This window comes from Micromonospora sp. NBC_00858 (assembly GCF_045207365.1).
In the GTDB taxonomy this organism is placed as follows: Bacteria; Actinomycetota; Actinomycetes; order Mycobacteriales; family Micromonosporaceae; genus Micromonospora.
In genome coordinates this window covers 6,718,262-6,733,885 of the sequence record NZ_CP108828.1, presented here as the reverse complement: position 1 = coordinate 6,733,885, position 15,624 = coordinate 6,718,262, and the positions used below count along the sequence as shown (strand labels likewise).

The following is a 15,624-nucleotide window of genomic DNA, read 5'->3' as shown; positions in this document are numbered from 1 at the left end:
CGTCAGCCAGCTCGCGTCCCGCCACAGACCCGCCAGCCGTCATCGTCTTCGACAACGTTGAACAACCAGTTCTCTCGCCGGCTGCTCCTGGGGACGCCATCGGCAGACCCGGCAATGGTGAGCGTCGTGCCGACGGATTCACCGTCACTGGACGGAGTTCTGGCCAGCGGACCCCAGGTGACTCGCACGACGACGCCAAATTTCGCCTCACGCTGCTCCATCTCGAGACGGAGGTCCCGCACGGCCTGAAGTTCAGCGCCGCCGCCCGCACAGGTGAAGAGGTCGGCTCTCGTGTCGTTGCGATCCACAAGGAACGCACGTAGGTAGTTGTCCACCACCACGTCCGGGGCGCTGCGGTCCGGGGCGGAGGCGCGGTCGTACAGCACGTAGCCGGTGATGACAGCGCCGATGGTGAGCAGCGCGAGCACCCCGGCGACCACGGTGAGCACGGTCCGCATCCGGCGGCGTGGCGGCTGAGGCGCCGGCGCGACCGGAGCCGGCGGCAGCTGCTCGGACGGCGTCCGCTGGGCCGGTACACGGGAGACCTGGGAACCGGCGGGGGGCTGCACTGATTCCACCTCCTGAAGCTAACGGCTGGACGGCTCGGAGCCAATGCCTCAGATCCAGCGGATCGTGACGGACCCCTCCCCACTGGTGACATCCCCGACAACACCGGCGCACCGCCGCGGCACCTCCCGGAGCAGCGGCCCCGGCTGGGATACCGTCTCTGATCGGAGAGGGGTTGCCAACCTCGGGCAGAGGGGGTGGATGCGGTGGCCGGTCCGAAGGCACGCACGAACCGCGCCGCAGCCCTGCACCGCCGGGCGGCAGCCGTCGCGACCGCCGCCGCCGGCATCCTCGACGAGACCCGACCTGCTCCGGCCGACCAGCACCGCCAGTACGAGGTGGCGGACCGGCTGCGGGTGGTGGCGGCGCGGCTGGCTCCGGGCTGGTCGGGTGCCGCCCTGGACTCGCTCACCGTGGATTTTCCGGCCGGTGACGGCCCTCCGCCCTTCGTCCGGGTCGGCACGGCGGCACCGCTGGACGACGCCCGTTTCCCGGCGCTGGTGCCGCTGTTCGGCACCGGTCACCTGTGCGTGGACACCGACGCTCGGGAGCCGCGGGTGGCGGGGCTGCTGCGGGCCGTGCTGCTGCGGTCGCTGGGCGCGGCGCCGGCGGGTGCCCTGCTGATACGCGCGGTGGACGCCACCGGTGCCGTGCTCACCCCGTTCGGGGCGCTGGCCGATGCCGGCCTGCTGCCGCCACCAGCGGTGGACGTGGCCGGTCTGCGCGCGGTGCTGACCGAGGCGGAGCAGTGGGTCACCCCGGGGGCGAGCGGGCCACGTCGACACGACCGGACGCTGCTGCTGGTGGTCGCCGCACTGCCGGAGCGCACCGGCTCGACCGACCTGGCACGGATCGAGGCGCTGGCCGAGCAGGGGCCGGCCGCCGGGCTGCACCTGGTGGTGGCCGGCTGGCCTCCCGCTGGCCCGTACGCGGCCCGTCCACCACTACCGCACGCCACTCCGCTGGTGTTGCGCAACGCGTACGCGCTGCTCGGCGATCCACCGGGAGCATCCTTCGCCAGCCCCGGCACCGATCCGCCGGGCGGGCTGAACTCGCCGGTCTTCGTCGAGGCGGACCCACCGGTCGACGTGGTGGATGCGGTCTGCCGGCGGCTCGCCGCGCAGGTGGAGGCGGGCTCCCGGTTGGCCCTCGCGGATCTGCTACCGGCGACGGGTGAGCAGCTCTGGGGGTCGGATCCGACGGACGGGTTGACCACCACGGTCGGTGACGCCGGGGGCCGGCAGGTGCCGCTGGGCTTCACCGAGTTGACCCCGCACTGGCTGGTGAGCGGCCGGTCCGGGGTGGGCCGCGCCGCGTTCCTGACCACCGCGCTGCTCGGGCTGGCGGCCCGGTACGGCCCCGACGACCTGGCGCTCTACCTGGTGGATCTCGGCGATGGCGAGTCCTTCGTGGAGTTTCTCCAGACCGAGCGGGACCGCTCCTGGATCCCGCAGGTGCGGGCGGCCGCGATGGCCGCCGACCGGGAGTACGTCCGGGACCTGCTCGACCAGTTGACGGCCGAGGTGCAGCGCCGGGCGGACGCTGGCGGCCGGGCCGGCGGGCAACGCTTCGCGGAGTTGCGCCAGCATCGGCCGCTGCCCCGGATCGTCTGTGTGCTGGACAATGTGCCGCTGCTCTTCGCCGAGCGGGACCGGCTGGCCACAGAGATGGCCGCTCAGCTGGACGGGTTGGCCCGCACCGGCCGGGCGTACGGCGTCCACCTGGTGCTGGCCGGCGCGGGCGAGTTGGGGCTGAGTGGCCGCGCGGACGCCGGGCACCGGGATTCGGTGCTGGGGCAGTTCCCGGTGCGGGTGGCGCTGCCCGGCGGCAGCCCGGTGCTGGAACCGACCAACGACTCGGCGGCCGGCCTGCCGGTGGGCAGCGCGGTGGTGAACACCGCGGGTGGGCTCGGCGGCCCCCGAGGGGCGACCCGCGGTCACGAACGGCTGATCCGCCACCCCGACCCGCAGGACCACCCGGAGGTGGTGGAGCGGCTGCGGCACGAGTTGTGGACGGCCCGACCCGCCGGGTCGGTGCCGCCGGTGGTCTTCGCCGGGTACGCCCGGCCGCTGCTCGGCAACGATCCGCGACACCGTGCCGCGTTGGCCGGGCAGGCACACGGGCCCGCCGCGCTGCTCGGCAGAGCGGTGGACGTGGCCCGTTCGACGGTCGCCGTACCACTTGGTCCGGCTGCCGGGCGCAACCTCGCGGTGCTGGGATCGGGCTCGGCGGCGGGTGGCCTGCTGGCGACGGCGGCCCGGAGCACCGCCGACCACCATCAGCCGGGCACCGCCCGGTTCCTGGTGGCGGCACCGGACCCGGGCGCCCGCCCGCTGGCGGAGGCGCTGACCACCGAGCTCGCCGCCCGGCATACGGCCACCATGGTTGACCTGCCGACGCTGCTCACGGACGCGGACGGGGAGCTCCCCACCTACCTGGTGGTCTTCGGGCTTGACCGGCCGGGTCCCCGGGAGCTGCCGGTGGACCGGCTGCGCGCACTGCTGCGGGACGGCCCGCCGGCGGGTCGGCACCTGCTGGGCTGGTGGCGTGCGGTGCCGCCGTTCGCCGCGCTGCTGGAGCCGGAGGGAGAGGTGGACAAGCTCGCCGCCGTCGCCGTACTGGACGTGCCGGCGGCCCAGCTCACCGCGGTCTTCGGTCGGCCGGTGGAGTGGCGGGCCCGCCCCGACCGGGCGGTGCTCTGGGATGGTCCGGATGAACGGGGCACGGTCCTGGTGCCGTTCGCCGATGAGGCCGGGTGATCCGGTGGTGCGCGCGGGAGGTGTCGGGATGGGTCCGGACGCGACGGTGACCGGGCCGGGGCGGCAGCGGACCGCCGAGGCAGGCGAGGCCGGACCGGGGCGGCAGCGGACCGCCGAGGCGGGCGGGGCCGGCGCCGAGCCCGCCACGGCCTGGTCGGAGTACCTCGCGGCCGCCCGGCAGCTGGATGGGGTACGCCGCAGCGCGGCCGCCGCCGCCGGTGAGCAGGCCCGCTCGGCCGAGGCCGCCCGGGAGGAGTTGACGGTGGTCCGCACCGGGCTGGCGAGTCAGCAGGAGCGGCTGCGTGAGTTGGGCGTACCGGCGATCTCGCTTGTGCCGTCCCCACCGGAGCTGACCGAGGCCGCCCGGTCGATGGCCGGCGGCCCGGCGGCGGTGCTGGCGGCGCTGCGAGCCGCGCGGGGTCGGGCCGAGGCGGCGGACGCGGCGCTGGCCGCACGCGGCCGGCTCCGCCCGGGGTCCTGGCCCGCGCGGGCCCGCAACCTCCTGGTGTACGGGCCGCTGGCGCTGCTGGTGCCGCTGATTCAGGTCGTGGTGTACGCGGCGACCGGCACTGGCGCGGCCACTGTGGCGGCGTTGATCTGTGGGCTGCCGATGCCGGCGGTCGCCTTCGTTGGCGGTTGGGTGGGGATCGGGCGAATGTTCCGAGCCGGCCCCGGCGAGCGGCTGGACCGCACGGTGCGCTTCGGTGGGCTGCTCTGCCTGGTGCCGGCGGTTCTGGTCACGGCCGGCCTGTTGCTGGCCCTGCTGGCCGGCTGACCCGCCAGCGGGGGCCGGGAAGACGGACTGGTCCGGGAGGACGAGGCGATCTGGGAGACGGAACGGCCGGCCGCCCCCCGGAGGGGTCGGCCGGCCGGTGATACGTCCGGAGTCAGCGGGGGATGATCAGCGCCATCGCCTCGGCCCGCGACTTGGAGTCCGTCTGCAGGATGCCGCGCACCGCCGACGTGATCGTCTGGGCGCCCGACTTCTGGATGCCCCGCATCGCCATGCACATGTGCTCGCACTCCAGCACGACCACGACGCCGCGTGGGGCGAGCTTGTTCATCAGCAGGTCGGCGACCTGCGAGGTGAGCCGCTCCTGCACCTGCGGCCGACGGGCGAAGACCTCGACCAGCCGGGCCAGCTTGGACAGGCCGGTGATCCGTCCGTCCGGGCCGGGGATGTAGCCGATGTGCGCGCTGCCACGGAACGGCAGCAGGTGGTGCTCACAGAGGCTCATCACGTCGATGTCGCGGACGATCACCAGCTCTTGGTGGTTGGCCTCGAAGGTGGTGCTGAGCACCTGGGCCGGGTCGACGCGCAGCCCGGCGAAGAGCTCGGCGTACGCCCGGGCGACCCGGGCCGGGGTCTGTTGGAGCCCGTCACGGTCCGGATCCTCGCCGACCGCGATCAGGATCTCGCGGACCGCCTTCTCGATTCGACCCAGGTCGACCGCGTCCTCGACCGGCCGGCCGGTCAGCTTGCCGCTGATCAGCCGGGCGGCCACGTAGTCCAGCCCGTCGTCGCCGTCGGGCTCGGTCGCGGAGACGGCCAGCTCCCGTTTCGGGGAGCTGGCCGTCGAGTCGCTGCTCAGTGCGTACCGTCCGAGTTGTTCGACCCGGCGGAACCGCCGCCGACCGCCGCCTGCGCGCCATCGGCCTGGGCCTGCGCCTTGAGCGCGTCCTTCTCCGCCGGGGTGAGCACGGGCGGCTCGGTGGAGGGCTGGCGCTTGCCGAAGCCGTTGTACGGCGCCAGCGGCGGGCGCTTGACCACCCGCGAGCAGATCCGGGCCATGTCGGCGGTGGAGAGGGTTTCCTTCTCGATCAGCTCGAGCACGATGCTGTCCAGGACGTCCCGGTACTCGACCAGAATCTCCCAGGCCTCGTCGTGCGCCAGCTCGACCAGCGCCCGCATCTCGCCGTCGATCTCGGCGGCCACCGAATCCGAGTAGTCCCGCTCGTGGCCCATGTTGCGGCCGAGGAACGGCTCGTCACCGCTGGTGCCGTACTTGATCGCACCGAGCTTGGAGCTCATGCCGTACTGGGTGATCATCGCACGGGCCAGTTGGGTGGCCTTCTCGATGTCGTTGCCAGCACCGGTGGTCGGCTCGTGGAAGACCAGCTCCTCGGCGGCCCGACCGCCCAGCGCGTACGCCAGGGTGTCGATCATCTCGGCGCGGGTCTGGGTGTACTTGTCTTCGGTGGGGAGCACCAGGGTGTGGCCCAGCGAGCGACCACGGGACAGGATCGTCACCTTGTGCACCGGCGCGGCGTGCGGCAGCGCCCAGGCGACCAGCGCGTGGCCACCCTCGTGGTACGCGGTGATCTTCTTTTCCTGGTCGCTCATCACCCGGGTCCGCCGCTGCGGACCCGCGATCACGCGGTCGATCGACTCTTCGAGCGAGTCGTTGCTGATCGCCCGCTGGTCCTTGCGGGCGGTGAGCAGGGCCGACTCGTTGATCACGTTGGCCAGGTCGGCACCGCTGAAGCCCGGGGTACGCCGTGCCACCGAGTCGAGGTCGACGTCGGGGGTGAACGGCTTGCCCTTGGCGTGCACCCGCAGGATGGCCTTGCGGCCCTCCATGTCGGGGGCGTCCACCGGGATCTGCCGGTCGAACCGGCCCGGGCGCAGCAGCGCCGGGTCGAGGATGTCCGGACGGTTGGTGGCCGCGATCAGGATGACGCCGCCCTTGGTGTCGAAGCCGTCCATCTCGACGAGCAGCTGGTTGAGCGTCTGCTCGCGCTCGTCGTGACCGCCGCCCATGCCGGCACCACGGTGTCGGCCGACGGCGTCGATCTCGTCGACGAAGACGATCGCCGGGGCGTTCGCCTTGGCCTGCTCGAACAGGTCACGGACCCGGCTGGCGCCGACACCGACGAACATCTCGACGAAGTCGGAGCCGGAGATGGAGTAGAACGGCACCCCGGCCTCGCCGGCGACCGCGCGGGCCAGCAGCGTCTTGCCGGTGCCGGGCGGGCCGAACAGCAGCACGCCCTTCGGGATCTTGGCACCCAGGGCCTGGTACTTCGCCGGGTTCTGCAGGAAGTCCTTGATCTCGTGCAGCTCCTCGACGGCCTCCTCGGCACCCGCGACGTCCGCGAAGGTCGTCTTCGGAGTGTCCTTGGTGATCATCTTCGCCTTGGACTTGCCGAAGTTGAGCACCCGGGAGCCGCCGCCCTGCATCTGCGACATGAAGAACAGCAGCAGGAGCACGAGCAGCGCGATCGGCAGCAGGTTGACCAGCAGGCTCACCCAGATGCTGTCCGACGAGACCTTGGCGTCGGCCGGGCCGGTGACCCGGTTGGCCGCCTTGGCGTCCAGCACCTCGTTCCAGACCTCGTCACCCACCTGGTACGGGAACTGGGCCTCGATCTTGTTGGTGTTGGTCTCGCCGAACTTCGTCTTCTGGGCCAGGTCGAGCTGGAGCGTCTGCTCCTTGTCCTGGAAGACAACTTTATTGATCTTGGCGGTGTGGAGCTGGTCGAGCGCAACGGAAGTGTCCACGCGGTGGTAGCTGGGACCAGCGGTGAACAGCTGACTGAGCACAACGGCGCCGAGGATGACCAGGATGATCCAGACCACCGGTCGGCGGAAGAAACGCGTACGTTCCATACTGTTGTCGAGCGCCGGGGCGCCCGCATCCTCCTGATCGACGTCCTGACCGTCTGATGGTGTCGCCGCGATGAGCGGCGGCCGGAGCCGCCGTGCGGGCCGGCCTCGACCCCGAAGCGCGAAAACTGCCGCGCCGCGGTCATTCGACGGTACACCGTGTACGCGAGGGATGAGCTTGCGAGCCCCGCACTCGGCGCACGTTCGCCATCGACGGCGCGCACCGTGGGCAGGCTCGCCAGCCCCGCACCGAAACGTACGGCGGGTCCGGGCAGAAGCCGGCGTGGCGGAGAGTCCTGCCCGGCCACCCGAACGCCCGGTCACGCGGTCGAGGGGGCCGGGCGCGAAGTAACCTCCGCGCCACCGGGCTCCACGGTAACCGGAAGAGCTGAGAGTGCGCTGAACGTCGGCTTGACGAATGCCGATGCGAGTTGGCCTCACACCGCCCTGCGGTGAGGGCTGGGGCCGGGCCGGCGTCAGGTCCGGGCGTAAACCTCGGGCTTGAGCACCCCGACGTACGGCAGCTCCCGGTAGCGCTCGTCGAAGTCCAGGCCGTACCCGACCACGAACTCGGTCGGGATGTCGAAGCCGACGTACTTCACCGGGACCGGCACCTTGACCGCGTCCGGCTTGCGGAACAGCGCGACCACCTCGACGCTCGCCGCTGAGCGGGACTCCAGGTAGCGCAGCAGCCAGGAGAGCGTCAGCCCGGAGTCGACGATGTCCTCGACGACCACCACGTGCCGGCCGGCGATGTCCCGGTCCAGGTCCTTGAGGATGCGGACCACGCCGGAGGAGGTGGTGCCCTGGCCGTAGGAGGAGATGGCCATGAAGTCGAGCTCGGCCGGGGGCCCGTTGCGGCCCAGCGCCCGGGAGAAGTCCGCCATGAACATCACCGCGCCCTTGAGCACGCACACCAGCAGCAGCCCGTTGTCCACGTGGGCGTAGTCGGCGGAGACCTGCTTGGCCAGCTCCGCCGTCTTCTCGCGGATCTGTGCCTCGGAGATGATCACGTGGTCGATGTCGGCGTCGTACCAGGAGCCGTCAGCCATGACTCCTAGCCTGCCGTACGTCGGATGGCCTCCGTCGGCGGGGCCGCACCTTTTGGCGCGGTCCCGCCCGGGATTTTCGCCGCAAAAACCACTAAACACATCAGCTGGTACGCGACTGCCAGCGGCGGCCGTCGTCGCTCGGCTTCCAGTCGGCCGAATCGCGGCTGTCGGTGGTGAGGCCGGCCGCCGAGGCGGCGACAAGCAGGACGAGGAACAGGAGGAAGAGCAGGAACTCCATGGCGGCGCTCACTTTCGCATGGTTGCTGTCGGTTTCGCCGCCGGTGCGCACCGGACTGAGACCAGTCTGCGACGACTCGCGCCGACCGGACAGTGGCAGCGATGCCACTGGGCATCGATTTACTGCCACCTGTCGGGTTACCCTCGTCACATGCTTCGCTCCGTCGCCGTCCTCGCCCTCGACCAGGTCGCCCCCTTCGAGCTCGGCGTGCTCGCCGAGGTGTTCGGCACCGACCGGACGGCCGACGGCTTCCCCGGTTACCGCTTCCACGTGTGCAGCCCGGACGGCGCGCCGGTACGCACCTCGTCCGGCTTCCACCTCACCCCGCACGCCGATCTCGGCCCCGTGGAGGACGCCGACCTGGTGGCCGTACCCGCGCACAGCCAGGGCACCACCGTCCCGGGCCCGGTGCTCGACGCGCTACGCCGGGCCGACGCGCGCGGCGCGCACCTGTTCAGCGTCTGCTCGGGCGCCTTCCTGCTCGGCGCGGCCGGGCTGCTGGACGACCGGGAGTGCACCACCCACTGGCGGTACGTGGACGAGCTGCAACGCCGACACCCCCGCGCCCGGGTGCGCTGCAACTCGCTCTACGTCCAGGACGGTCGGCTGCTCACCAGCGCCGGCACCGCGGCCGGCATCGACGCCTGCCTGCACCTGATCCGCCAGGAGCACGACTCGGCCACCGCCACCCGGCTGGCCCGGCGGATGGTGGTCCCGCCGCATCGCGACGGCGGCCAGTCGCAGTACATCGAGGCGCCCATCCCGAAGGCGCCCGAGGCGCCCACCCTGGAGCCGGTGCTGGAGTGGCTGATGGGGCACCTGGACCGGACGATCACGGTGGACGAGCTGGCCGCCAGGGCCGGCATGTCGCCGCGTACGTTCGCCCGCCGGTTCCGCGCGGAGACCGGCACCACCCCGCACGACTGGCTCACCAACCAACGGGTGCTGCTCGCCCGGCGGCTGCTGGAGGAGACGCCGCTGAGCGTGGAGGCGGTCGCCGACCAGGCCGGCTTCAGCGACGCGGCGGCGCTGCGCCACCACTTCAGTCGCCGGGTCGGCGCCACCCCGCACGGCTACCGGACCACCTTCCGGGACCGGGCGCACAGCGGCTGAGACCGGCCAGGCCAGGCTCCGGGCCGCCGCACCGCCCTCAGCCGGGGGTGAGCCGGTCGTCGCGGCGGAGCACCCGGACACCACCGGGCAGGTCGGCTGGACCCTGACCGTGCCACTCGGTGACCAGGGCATCCAGCGCGGCGACGTGCCCGTACGACAGGGCACCCGGCGATGCGCCCAGCTCACGCGCCCAGGCGTGCAGCACCCGGCCGCGTACCGCGGGTGTCAGGCCGACCAGCTCCGGCACCAGCAGCCCGCCCCCGGGATGCCGGGCCGCCGCCAGTGCCGCCTCCGCCAACTCGTCCAGTGCGGCGTTGTCGGACGCCACCAGCCGGGCGGTACGCGCGAGGTTGTCCAGCACCCCCGGCCCGAGCGCCCGCACCAGCGCCGGCAGCACGTCGGCCCGTACCCGGGACCGGGCGTACGACGGGTCGGTGTTGTGCGGGTCCTCCCACGCGCTGAGCCCGAGCACGGCGCACGCGGCGCGCGTCTGGTCCCGGCCGACCATCAGCAGTGGGCGCAGCAGTGGCACCCCGGCCAGCTCGCGCCGGGCGGGCATCCCGGCCAGCCCGCGCGGGCCCGCCCCCCGGGCGAGTGCGAGCAGCACGGTCTCCGCCTGGTCGTCGCGGGTGTGCCCGGTCAGAATCGCGGCGGCGCCGTGCTGCCGGGCCACCTCGGTCAACGCCTGGTAGCGGGCCTCCCGCGCAGCGGCCTCGGGCCCGCCCACGCGCCCGGCCACCTCCACCCGGACCACCACCACCGGCGCGAACCCGGCCTCCCGTGCCCATACGGCCACCGCCTCGGCACGCTGCGCCGAGCCAGCCTGCAGGCCGTGGTCGACGGTCACCAGGCCGGCGGGGCGGCCCAGCCGGGGAGCCACGAACACGGTGGCCGCCGCCAGGGCGAGTGAGTCGGCGCCGCCGGAACAGGCGACCAGCACCGGCCCGCCGGACGACAGGCCGGTCAGCGCGCGGCGGACCGCCACCCGGATCGCGGCCACCGGCGGGGCGAGCGCGGCCACCGGCGGACGGTCAGCCGGCGGACGGGACGGTGCCGGCCGGACCGTGCACGCGGGTCACCCAGGCGTCCGGGTCGGCAAGCTCCGACAACCGGGGCAGGGTGAGCGGAGAGTTGAAGATCGAGTTGAACCCGGGCATGCCGACGCGCTCGACCACGCCGTGCACGAACTTGCGCCCCTCTGCGTACTGGCGCATCTTGACGTCCACCCCGAGCAGCCGGCGGATCGCCTTCTCCAACGGATTGCCCGCCTCGCGGCGCCGGTTGAACGACGCCCGGATCCGCTCCACGCTCGGGATCACGCGCGGCCCGACGCCGTCCATGACGAACTCGGCGTGCCCCTCCAGCAGGGTCATCAGCGCGGTGAGCCGGTCCAGTACGGCCCGCTGCGCCGGGGTCTGCACGATGTCCAGGACGCTGGTCCGGCTCTCCGGGTCGCGGACCGCGTCGGACAGGGTGGCCACCCCGCGCCGCAGCCGCTCGATCAGGTGCTCGCCACCGCTGGACGAGGCGTCCACGAACGCCTGCACCTCGCTCAGGAAGTACGCGCGCATCCAGGGCACGGCGGTGAACTGGGTCCGGTGGGTGACCTCGTGCAGGCAGACCCAGAGCCGGAAGTCCCGCGGGTCAGCGCCGAGCTTCCGTTCCACCTCGACGATGTTCGGGGCGACCAGCAACAGTTGGCCCGGGTCGGCGGAGAAGACCTCGTACTGGCCGAGCACCCGGCCGGAGAGGTACGCCAGCACGGTGCCGGCCTGCACGCCGGTCAGCCGGGACCCGATCGCCTCGGTCAGGGCACCGGGCTGCTTGTCGCCGGAGAGCCGGTTGACCAGCGGAGTGATCACCTCGCGCAGCCCGGCGATGTTGGCGGCGGCCCAGTCCCGGCGATCGACCACCCGGACCGGCGGGTGCGACACCTGCGCCCGCAACCCCGTGTAGTCGGCCACGTGCCCGGCCGCCTCGTCGGTCAGCCGACGCAGGTCGCCGACCACGTCGGTGGCCTCGGCGTACGACACCCGAGGGCCCGACTTGCTCAACGCCCCCGCGGTGGCGGCGGCCAGATCCCAGTCCACGAACTGCGCCATGGACCCACCGTACCCGCGCCGCGACACCCCGGCCCGGGCTCGCGTCGGCGATCGGCGGCGGTCGCGGCTCCGCCGCCGGGCGAGAACGCGGGCCGGCAGCGGTCAGTGACAGCCGCAGCCGGCCAGCGCCGCGGCGATCCGGTCCAGCGCCGGTTGGGCGGTGTCCGTGCCACCCGGCACCTTGTCGGTGAGCACAGCGAAGGTGAGCAGTCGGCCGTCGGCCGTGGTGACCAGGCCCGCGATGGCGTGCACGCCGGTCAGCGTGCCGGTCTTGGCCCGCACGGCGCCTGCCCCTCCAGCGGTGCCGGGGGCCCCGCGATAGCGGTCGCCCAGGGTGCCGGACCAGCCGCCCACCGGGAGGCCGCCGAAGATGCCGGCCAGCTCCGGATGGTCCGGGCTGCCTGCCAGGCGGATCAGGTCGGTCAGCAGCGACGGGCTGATCCGGTTGCGGCGGGACAACCCGCTGCCGTCGGACAGGGTGATCTCGTCGGCGGGCAGGCCCAGCTCAGCCACCACCGCGTCCATCGCGGCGGCGGCACCATCGAACGAGGCCGGCTGGTTGCGGGCCAGCGCGACCTGGCGGGCCAGCGCCTCGGCCAGCAGGTTGTCGCTCTCGCTGATCATGATGTCGACCAGCCGGATCAGCGGCGGGGACTGCACCACGCCCAGCTCGGTCCCGGGAGCCGGAGTGCCACCGGTGGCGGCCTGGGCCGGGGCAGTCCCTTGCTTGACGGCGCTGGCCGGCACGCCGAGCAGCCGGGCGAACGACCGACCGGCCGCCAGGTCCGGCTCAGCGACCCGCTCGGCGCCGCCGCTGTCGGCGCCCGGGTCCTTGCGCGCGCCATCGGTCATCAGCGCGGTCATCGCTCCGCCGTACCCGCCGGTGGGAATGTCGTCGTCCCAGCCCGGGCCGTAGACCGGGCCCGAGTAGACCGAGCCGTCGACGATGACGCTGGTCGGTGCGACACCGCCGAGCGCGGTGCGCACCTGGGCGGCCAGGTCGTCGAGGCGCGCCGCACCCGGGTAGTAGCCCTTCTTGTCGACCGCGAGGGTGGGGTCGCCACCACCGACGAGCACCACCTCGCCGGGCTTCGCGCCGGCAACCGCCCGGGTGGGGATCCGGTACGCGGGCCCGCGGGCGGCCAGCACGGTCACCCCGGTCGCCAACTTGGTCACCGAGGCGGGCACGGTGCCGTCGTCCGCCCCCTTGGCGAACAGCGTCTGACCGGAGGTCACGTCGGCCACCGACACGTTCACCCGGTCGCCCAGAGCGTCGGCCCCGATCAGCGGGTCCAGCGCGGCTCGTACCCCTTCGGGGGTGGGCAGCGCGGCGTTCGGGTCCGGTCCGGCAAGCACGTCCGACGGGTCGGGCTCCGGGGTCGCGCCGGCGGCGGCCGGGGCGGGCTCGGTGTCGTCGCCCAGCCAGCCGGCGACCGGGCCGGGCCGGGCCACGAAGACCCCGACGCCGGCGAGTACCAGCAGCACCACCAGGGCAAGCACCACCGGGAGCCGCCGACGGCGCGGCGCGGCGGGAGCGGGCTGCGGTACGGCGGGCGGTTCGGCGCCGGCCGGCGCTGGCAGCGCGGAGATCGGCGGTCCCAGCGGTGGGACGCCGGTGGGGAGCGGAGCCGTCGGGCCGGACGCCGTGCCACGCGGGACCGCGCTGGTCGGGATGGGGACGGTCGGGCCGTCGCCGGACGGCGGGCCGCCCGGCGCCGGGCTGGTCGGGACACCGGCTCGCCCACTCGCCGGGGCGCTGCCGCCCGGCGCCGGGCTGGTCGGGACACCGGCTCGCCCGCTCGCCGGTGCGCTCATGGGCCGGTTGCCGCCGAGGACCGGGAAGCGACCGGTGTTCGGACCGGCGGGAGCCGACCCTGCGGGCGGACGCCAGGGCAGTGGCGGGGGACGTTCGGGCACCGTCTCCGGCGCCGGGGTCGACGGCTCGGGCGCCCGAGGGAGGTGGGCGTCGGGCACCGGGACCCGACCGGTGGCGCCACCGGAGCCGGATCGTCCGGTACCGCGCGCGTCGCCCCCGTCCGGGCGGTAGTGTGAATCTTCCCTCCCCACGACCCCCTCCTCCCCCAGCGAAAATTGGCTTGGGTGACACTACTTCGGTCCGAAGACTATGCGGCAGCCGGAGCCGGCGGGTGGGCATTCACCTGTCCGGGGGGCCGCCAGTGGTTTCCGTTAGCCAGCGTGGGCAGACGAGGGAGCGTGCAGATGGATTTCGACGTGACGGTTGAGATCCCCAAAGGTCACCGGAACAAGTACGAGGTGGACCACGCGACCGGCCGGATCCGGCTGGACCGCACCCTCTTCACGTCCACCCAGTACCCGGCCGACTACGGGTTCATCGAGGGCACGCTGGGCGAGGACGGCGACCCGCTCGACGCTCTCGTGCTGGTGCCCGAGCCGACCTTCCCGGGCTGCCTGATCCGCTGCCGCACCATCGGCATGTTCCGGATGACGGACGAAAAGGGCGGCGACGACAAGGTGCTCTGCGTGCCCTACGAGGACCCGCGCCAGGAGCACCTGCGCGACATCCACCACCTGGGCGAGTTCGACCGGCTGGAGATCCAGCACTTCTTCGAGGTGTACAAGGACCTGGAGCCCGGCAAGTCGGTGGAGGGCGCGACCTGGGTCGGCCGCACCGAGGCCGAGGCCGAGATCCACGCCTCCTACCAGCGGGCCAGGGACGCCGAGGCACGCGGCGAAGCCGCCCACTGACGATCGCTGACACGCCGGGCCCGGGAGCCGCTCAACCGAGCAGCCCCCGGGCCCGGTCGTACAGGTCGAGCACCGCGCAGGCGACCGGCACCACGGCGACCACCAGCGCCGTGTCGGTGAGGTCGGCGACCCTGCCCACGTACGGCGAGACCGGCCGCCGGGCGTACCCGGTGCCGGCCGCGACGGCCACCAGGGCCAGCGCCGCCCCACCGAGGACCAGCGCCAGCCGCCCGGCGTCGTCGGCCCGGCCGACCAGCACCGCTCCCAGGATCGCGTAACCGGCCAGCCCGGCGAGCACCGGCGGCACCCGGTGCCGCAGCGCCACGAACAGCCGTGACCGCAGCAGCAGCACGGCCGAGACGACCGCCACCAGCACCCGGCCGGCCGTCCCGCCTGCCACCCCGAGCACCGCCGCCGTGGCCACCGCCAGCAGGGCGTGCCCGAGCAGCATCCCGGTGAGCATCTCCTCGGTTCGGGTCACCGCCGCCTGCACCCGGCCCCGGTCCGGCAGGTCCCGGGCCTGCTCCGGCTCCGCAGTGGGGGCCGTGGCCGGCAGGGTGATCGGCGGCAACGGCAGCTTGCCCAACCGGATGGCCAGCAGCGGGATCACCCCGACGGCGAACACCAGCGCGCTGAGCAGCACCGCGGCCGTGCCGGCCGGGGTCAGCACCAGCCCGCCGAGCGCCGCACCCACACCGATCAGGCCGACCGTGACGCCGGCCACGAAGACCCGCAGCCGGCTGGCCACGCCGAGCAGCCCGAGCAACGCGACCAGCAGCAGCGCCACCGAGCCGGCCAGCAACTCGGGGGCTCCCACCCAGCGCGCCGGGCCGAGTGGCCCGACCGGATCGCCCGAGCCGACCGCGAGGGCGCCAGCCACGAACGCGTACGGCAGGGCGTAGCCACCGAGCGTCGCCCCGGCGGTGCCGTCACCGTTGGCCCGGGACGCGACCGTGCCAGCCACGGTCAGCAGCAGCGCCACCACGGCCGCCGCCAGCCAGCCCACCCGGTGCGCCGGGCCGCCGGTGAGCAGGGCGAGCAGCCCGACGGCGAGCGGGACCGCGGCGCCGGCCAGGCCGGCCGCACGGGTGGCCGCGGGCGACCAGGCCCCGCCGCGGCGACGGGCGCCGTCGGCGATCGCCTCCACCACGTCGTCGTACTCCAGCTCGGGCCAGTGGGCGCGGGCCGGCACCAGGTGTAGCACCTCACCGTCGCGGACCCCCTGCGGCAGCAGCGCCTGGGCGGTCGCCAGCAGTGCTCCGTCCGTGCGGCGCAGCACCCAGCCGCCGTGCCGCTCGCCGTCGTCGGCAAGCCCCTCCCCGGCGTGCCGGAGCACGTCGGGCAGCAGCTCGGCGAGGGGTACCTGCTCCGGCAGGGCAACGTCCACCCGCCGTTGCGGCGCGCTGATGGTGACGCGGGCCAGCCCGGTTGTCATCGACTGGTCTCCATATCGAGGGGG

Annotated in this window: 13 protein-coding genes; 4 read left to right on the top strand and 9 right to left on the bottom strand. The window is 73.8% G+C overall.

Translation table 11 applies throughout. The features are described from left to right. Window positions 1–2: 2 nt before the first annotated feature. A complete protein-coding gene (locus OG990_RS31350; RefSeq protein WP_406078049.1) occupies window positions 3–569 on the bottom strand; it encodes a hypothetical protein in 567 nt (188 codons plus the stop codon). Between the two features lie 195 nt (window positions 570–764). On the opposite strand from OG990_RS31350, the gene OG990_RS31345 reads away from it, so the two are divergent. Both OG990_RS31345 and OG990_RS31340 read left to right on the top strand, forming a co-directional pair. Next, a complete protein-coding gene (locus OG990_RS31345; RefSeq protein WP_406078048.1) occupies window positions 765–3,326 on the top strand; it encodes an FtsK/SpoIIIE domain-containing protein in 2,562 nt (853 codons plus the stop codon). A 28-nt stretch (window positions 3,327–3,354) separates the two neighbouring features. Beyond that, window positions 3,355–4,101 carry a hypothetical protein gene (locus tag OG990_RS31340; protein ID WP_406078047.1) on the top strand — a complete coding sequence of 249 codons (747 nt, stop codon included), beginning with the start codon at window positions 3,355–3,357 and terminating at the stop codon, window positions 4,099–4,101. 112 nt (window positions 4,102–4,213) lie between these two features. On the opposite strand, the gene folE is transcribed toward OG990_RS31340, so the two are convergent. From folE to OG990_RS31320, 4 genes are all read right to left on the bottom strand, one after another. Beyond that, the gene (folE, locus tag OG990_RS31335; protein ID WP_328426138.1) at window positions 4,214–4,879 is read right to left on the bottom strand and encodes a GTP cyclohydrolase I FolE; all 666 of its coding nucleotides are present in this window, start codon (window positions 4,877–4,879) and stop codon (window positions 4,214–4,216) included. Between the two features lie 35 nt (window positions 4,880–4,914). Continuing rightward, window positions 4,915–6,936, bottom strand: a complete 2,022-nt coding sequence (ftsH, locus tag OG990_RS31330; RefSeq protein ID WP_328421249.1) for an ATP-dependent zinc metalloprotease FtsH — start codon at window positions 6,934–6,936, stop codon at window positions 4,915–4,917. Window positions 6,937–7,409: 473 nt separating this feature from the next. Continuing rightward, a complete protein-coding gene (gene hpt, locus OG990_RS31325) occupies window positions 7,410–7,985 on the bottom strand; it encodes a hypoxanthine phosphoribosyltransferase (protein WP_328421251.1) in 576 nt (191 codons plus the stop codon). Window positions 7,986–8,085: 100 nt separating this feature from the next. Then, window positions 8,086–8,235 carry a hypothetical protein gene (locus tag OG990_RS31320; RefSeq protein WP_328426871.1) on the bottom strand — a complete coding sequence of 50 codons (150 nt, stop codon included), beginning with the start codon at window positions 8,233–8,235 and terminating at the stop codon, window positions 8,086–8,088. A gap of 138 nt (window positions 8,236–8,373) precedes the next feature. Between OG990_RS31320 and OG990_RS31315 the strand changes: the two genes are divergently transcribed. After that, window positions 8,374–9,336 (top strand): helix-turn-helix domain-containing protein, encoded by a 963-nt coding sequence (locus OG990_RS31315; RefSeq protein ID WP_355601921.1) that lies wholly within the window; start codon window positions 8,374–8,376, stop codon window positions 9,334–9,336. Between the two features lie 37 nt (window positions 9,337–9,373). On the opposite strand, the gene tilS is transcribed toward OG990_RS31315, so the two are convergent. The 3 genes from tilS to dacB all read right to left on the bottom strand — a co-directional run bounded on the left by tilS (window position 9,374) and on the right by dacB (window position 13,253). Continuing rightward, window positions 9,374–10,357 carry a tRNA lysidine(34) synthetase TilS gene (tilS, locus tag OG990_RS31310; protein ID WP_406078046.1) on the bottom strand — a complete coding sequence of 328 codons (984 nt, stop codon included), beginning with the start codon at window positions 10,355–10,357 and terminating at the stop codon, window positions 9,374–9,376. A 10-nt stretch (window positions 10,358–10,367) separates the two neighbouring features. Next, window positions 10,368–11,438 carry a zinc-dependent metalloprotease gene (locus tag OG990_RS31305; protein ID WP_406078045.1) on the bottom strand — a complete coding sequence of 357 codons (1,071 nt, stop codon included), beginning with the start codon at window positions 11,436–11,438 and terminating at the stop codon, window positions 10,368–10,370. A gap of 102 nt (window positions 11,439–11,540) precedes the next feature. After that, complete coding sequence (gene dacB, locus OG990_RS31300) at window positions 11,541–13,253, bottom strand: D-alanyl-D-alanine carboxypeptidase/D-alanyl-D-alanine-endopeptidase (protein WP_406078044.1); 1,713 nt, start codon at window positions 13,251–13,253, stop codon at window positions 11,541–11,543. Window positions 13,254–13,658: 405 nt separating this feature from the next. Between dacB and OG990_RS31295 the strand changes: the two genes are divergently transcribed. Next, a complete protein-coding gene (locus OG990_RS31295) occupies window positions 13,659–14,165 on the top strand; it encodes an inorganic diphosphatase (protein WP_328421261.1) in 507 nt (168 codons plus the stop codon). Between the two features lie 31 nt (window positions 14,166–14,196). Here OG990_RS31295 and eccD read toward each other — a convergent pair whose 3' ends face one another. After that, the gene (gene eccD / locus OG990_RS31290; protein ID WP_328421263.1) at window positions 14,197–15,600 is read right to left on the bottom strand and encodes a type VII secretion integral membrane protein EccD; all 1,404 of its coding nucleotides are present in this window, start codon (window positions 15,598–15,600) and stop codon (window positions 14,197–14,199) included. Window positions 15,601–15,624: the final 24 nt, after the last annotated feature.

Coding starts and splice junctions, on each gene's coding strand:
- OG990_RS31305 (WP_406078045.1), bottom strand. CDS start 11,438: ATGGCGCAGTTCGTGGACTGGGATCTGGCCGCCGCCACCGCGGGGGCG.
- OG990_RS31315 (WP_355601921.1), top strand. CDS start 8,374: ATGCTTCGCTCCGTCGCCGTCCTCGCCCTCGACCAGGTCGCCCCCTTC.
- ftsH (WP_328421249.1), bottom strand. CDS start 6,936: ATGGAACGTACGCGTTTCTTCCGCCGACCGGTGGTCTGGATCATCCTG.
- dacB (WP_406078044.1), bottom strand. CDS start 13,253: ATGAGCGCACCGGCGAGCGGGCGAGCCGGTGTCCCGACCAGCCCGGCG.
- OG990_RS31295 (WP_328421261.1), top strand. CDS start 13,659: ATGGATTTCGACGTGACGGTTGAGATCCCCAAAGGTCACCGGAACAAG.
- hpt (WP_328421251.1), bottom strand. CDS start 7,985: ATGGCTGACGGCTCCTGGTACGACGCCGACATCGACCACGTGATCATC.
- OG990_RS31340 (WP_406078047.1), top strand. CDS start 3,355: ATGGGTCCGGACGCGACGGTGACCGGGCCGGGGCGGCAGCGGACCGCC.
- eccD (WP_328421263.1), bottom strand. CDS start 15,600: ATGACAACCGGGCTGGCCCGCGTCACCATCAGCGCGCCGCAACGGCGG.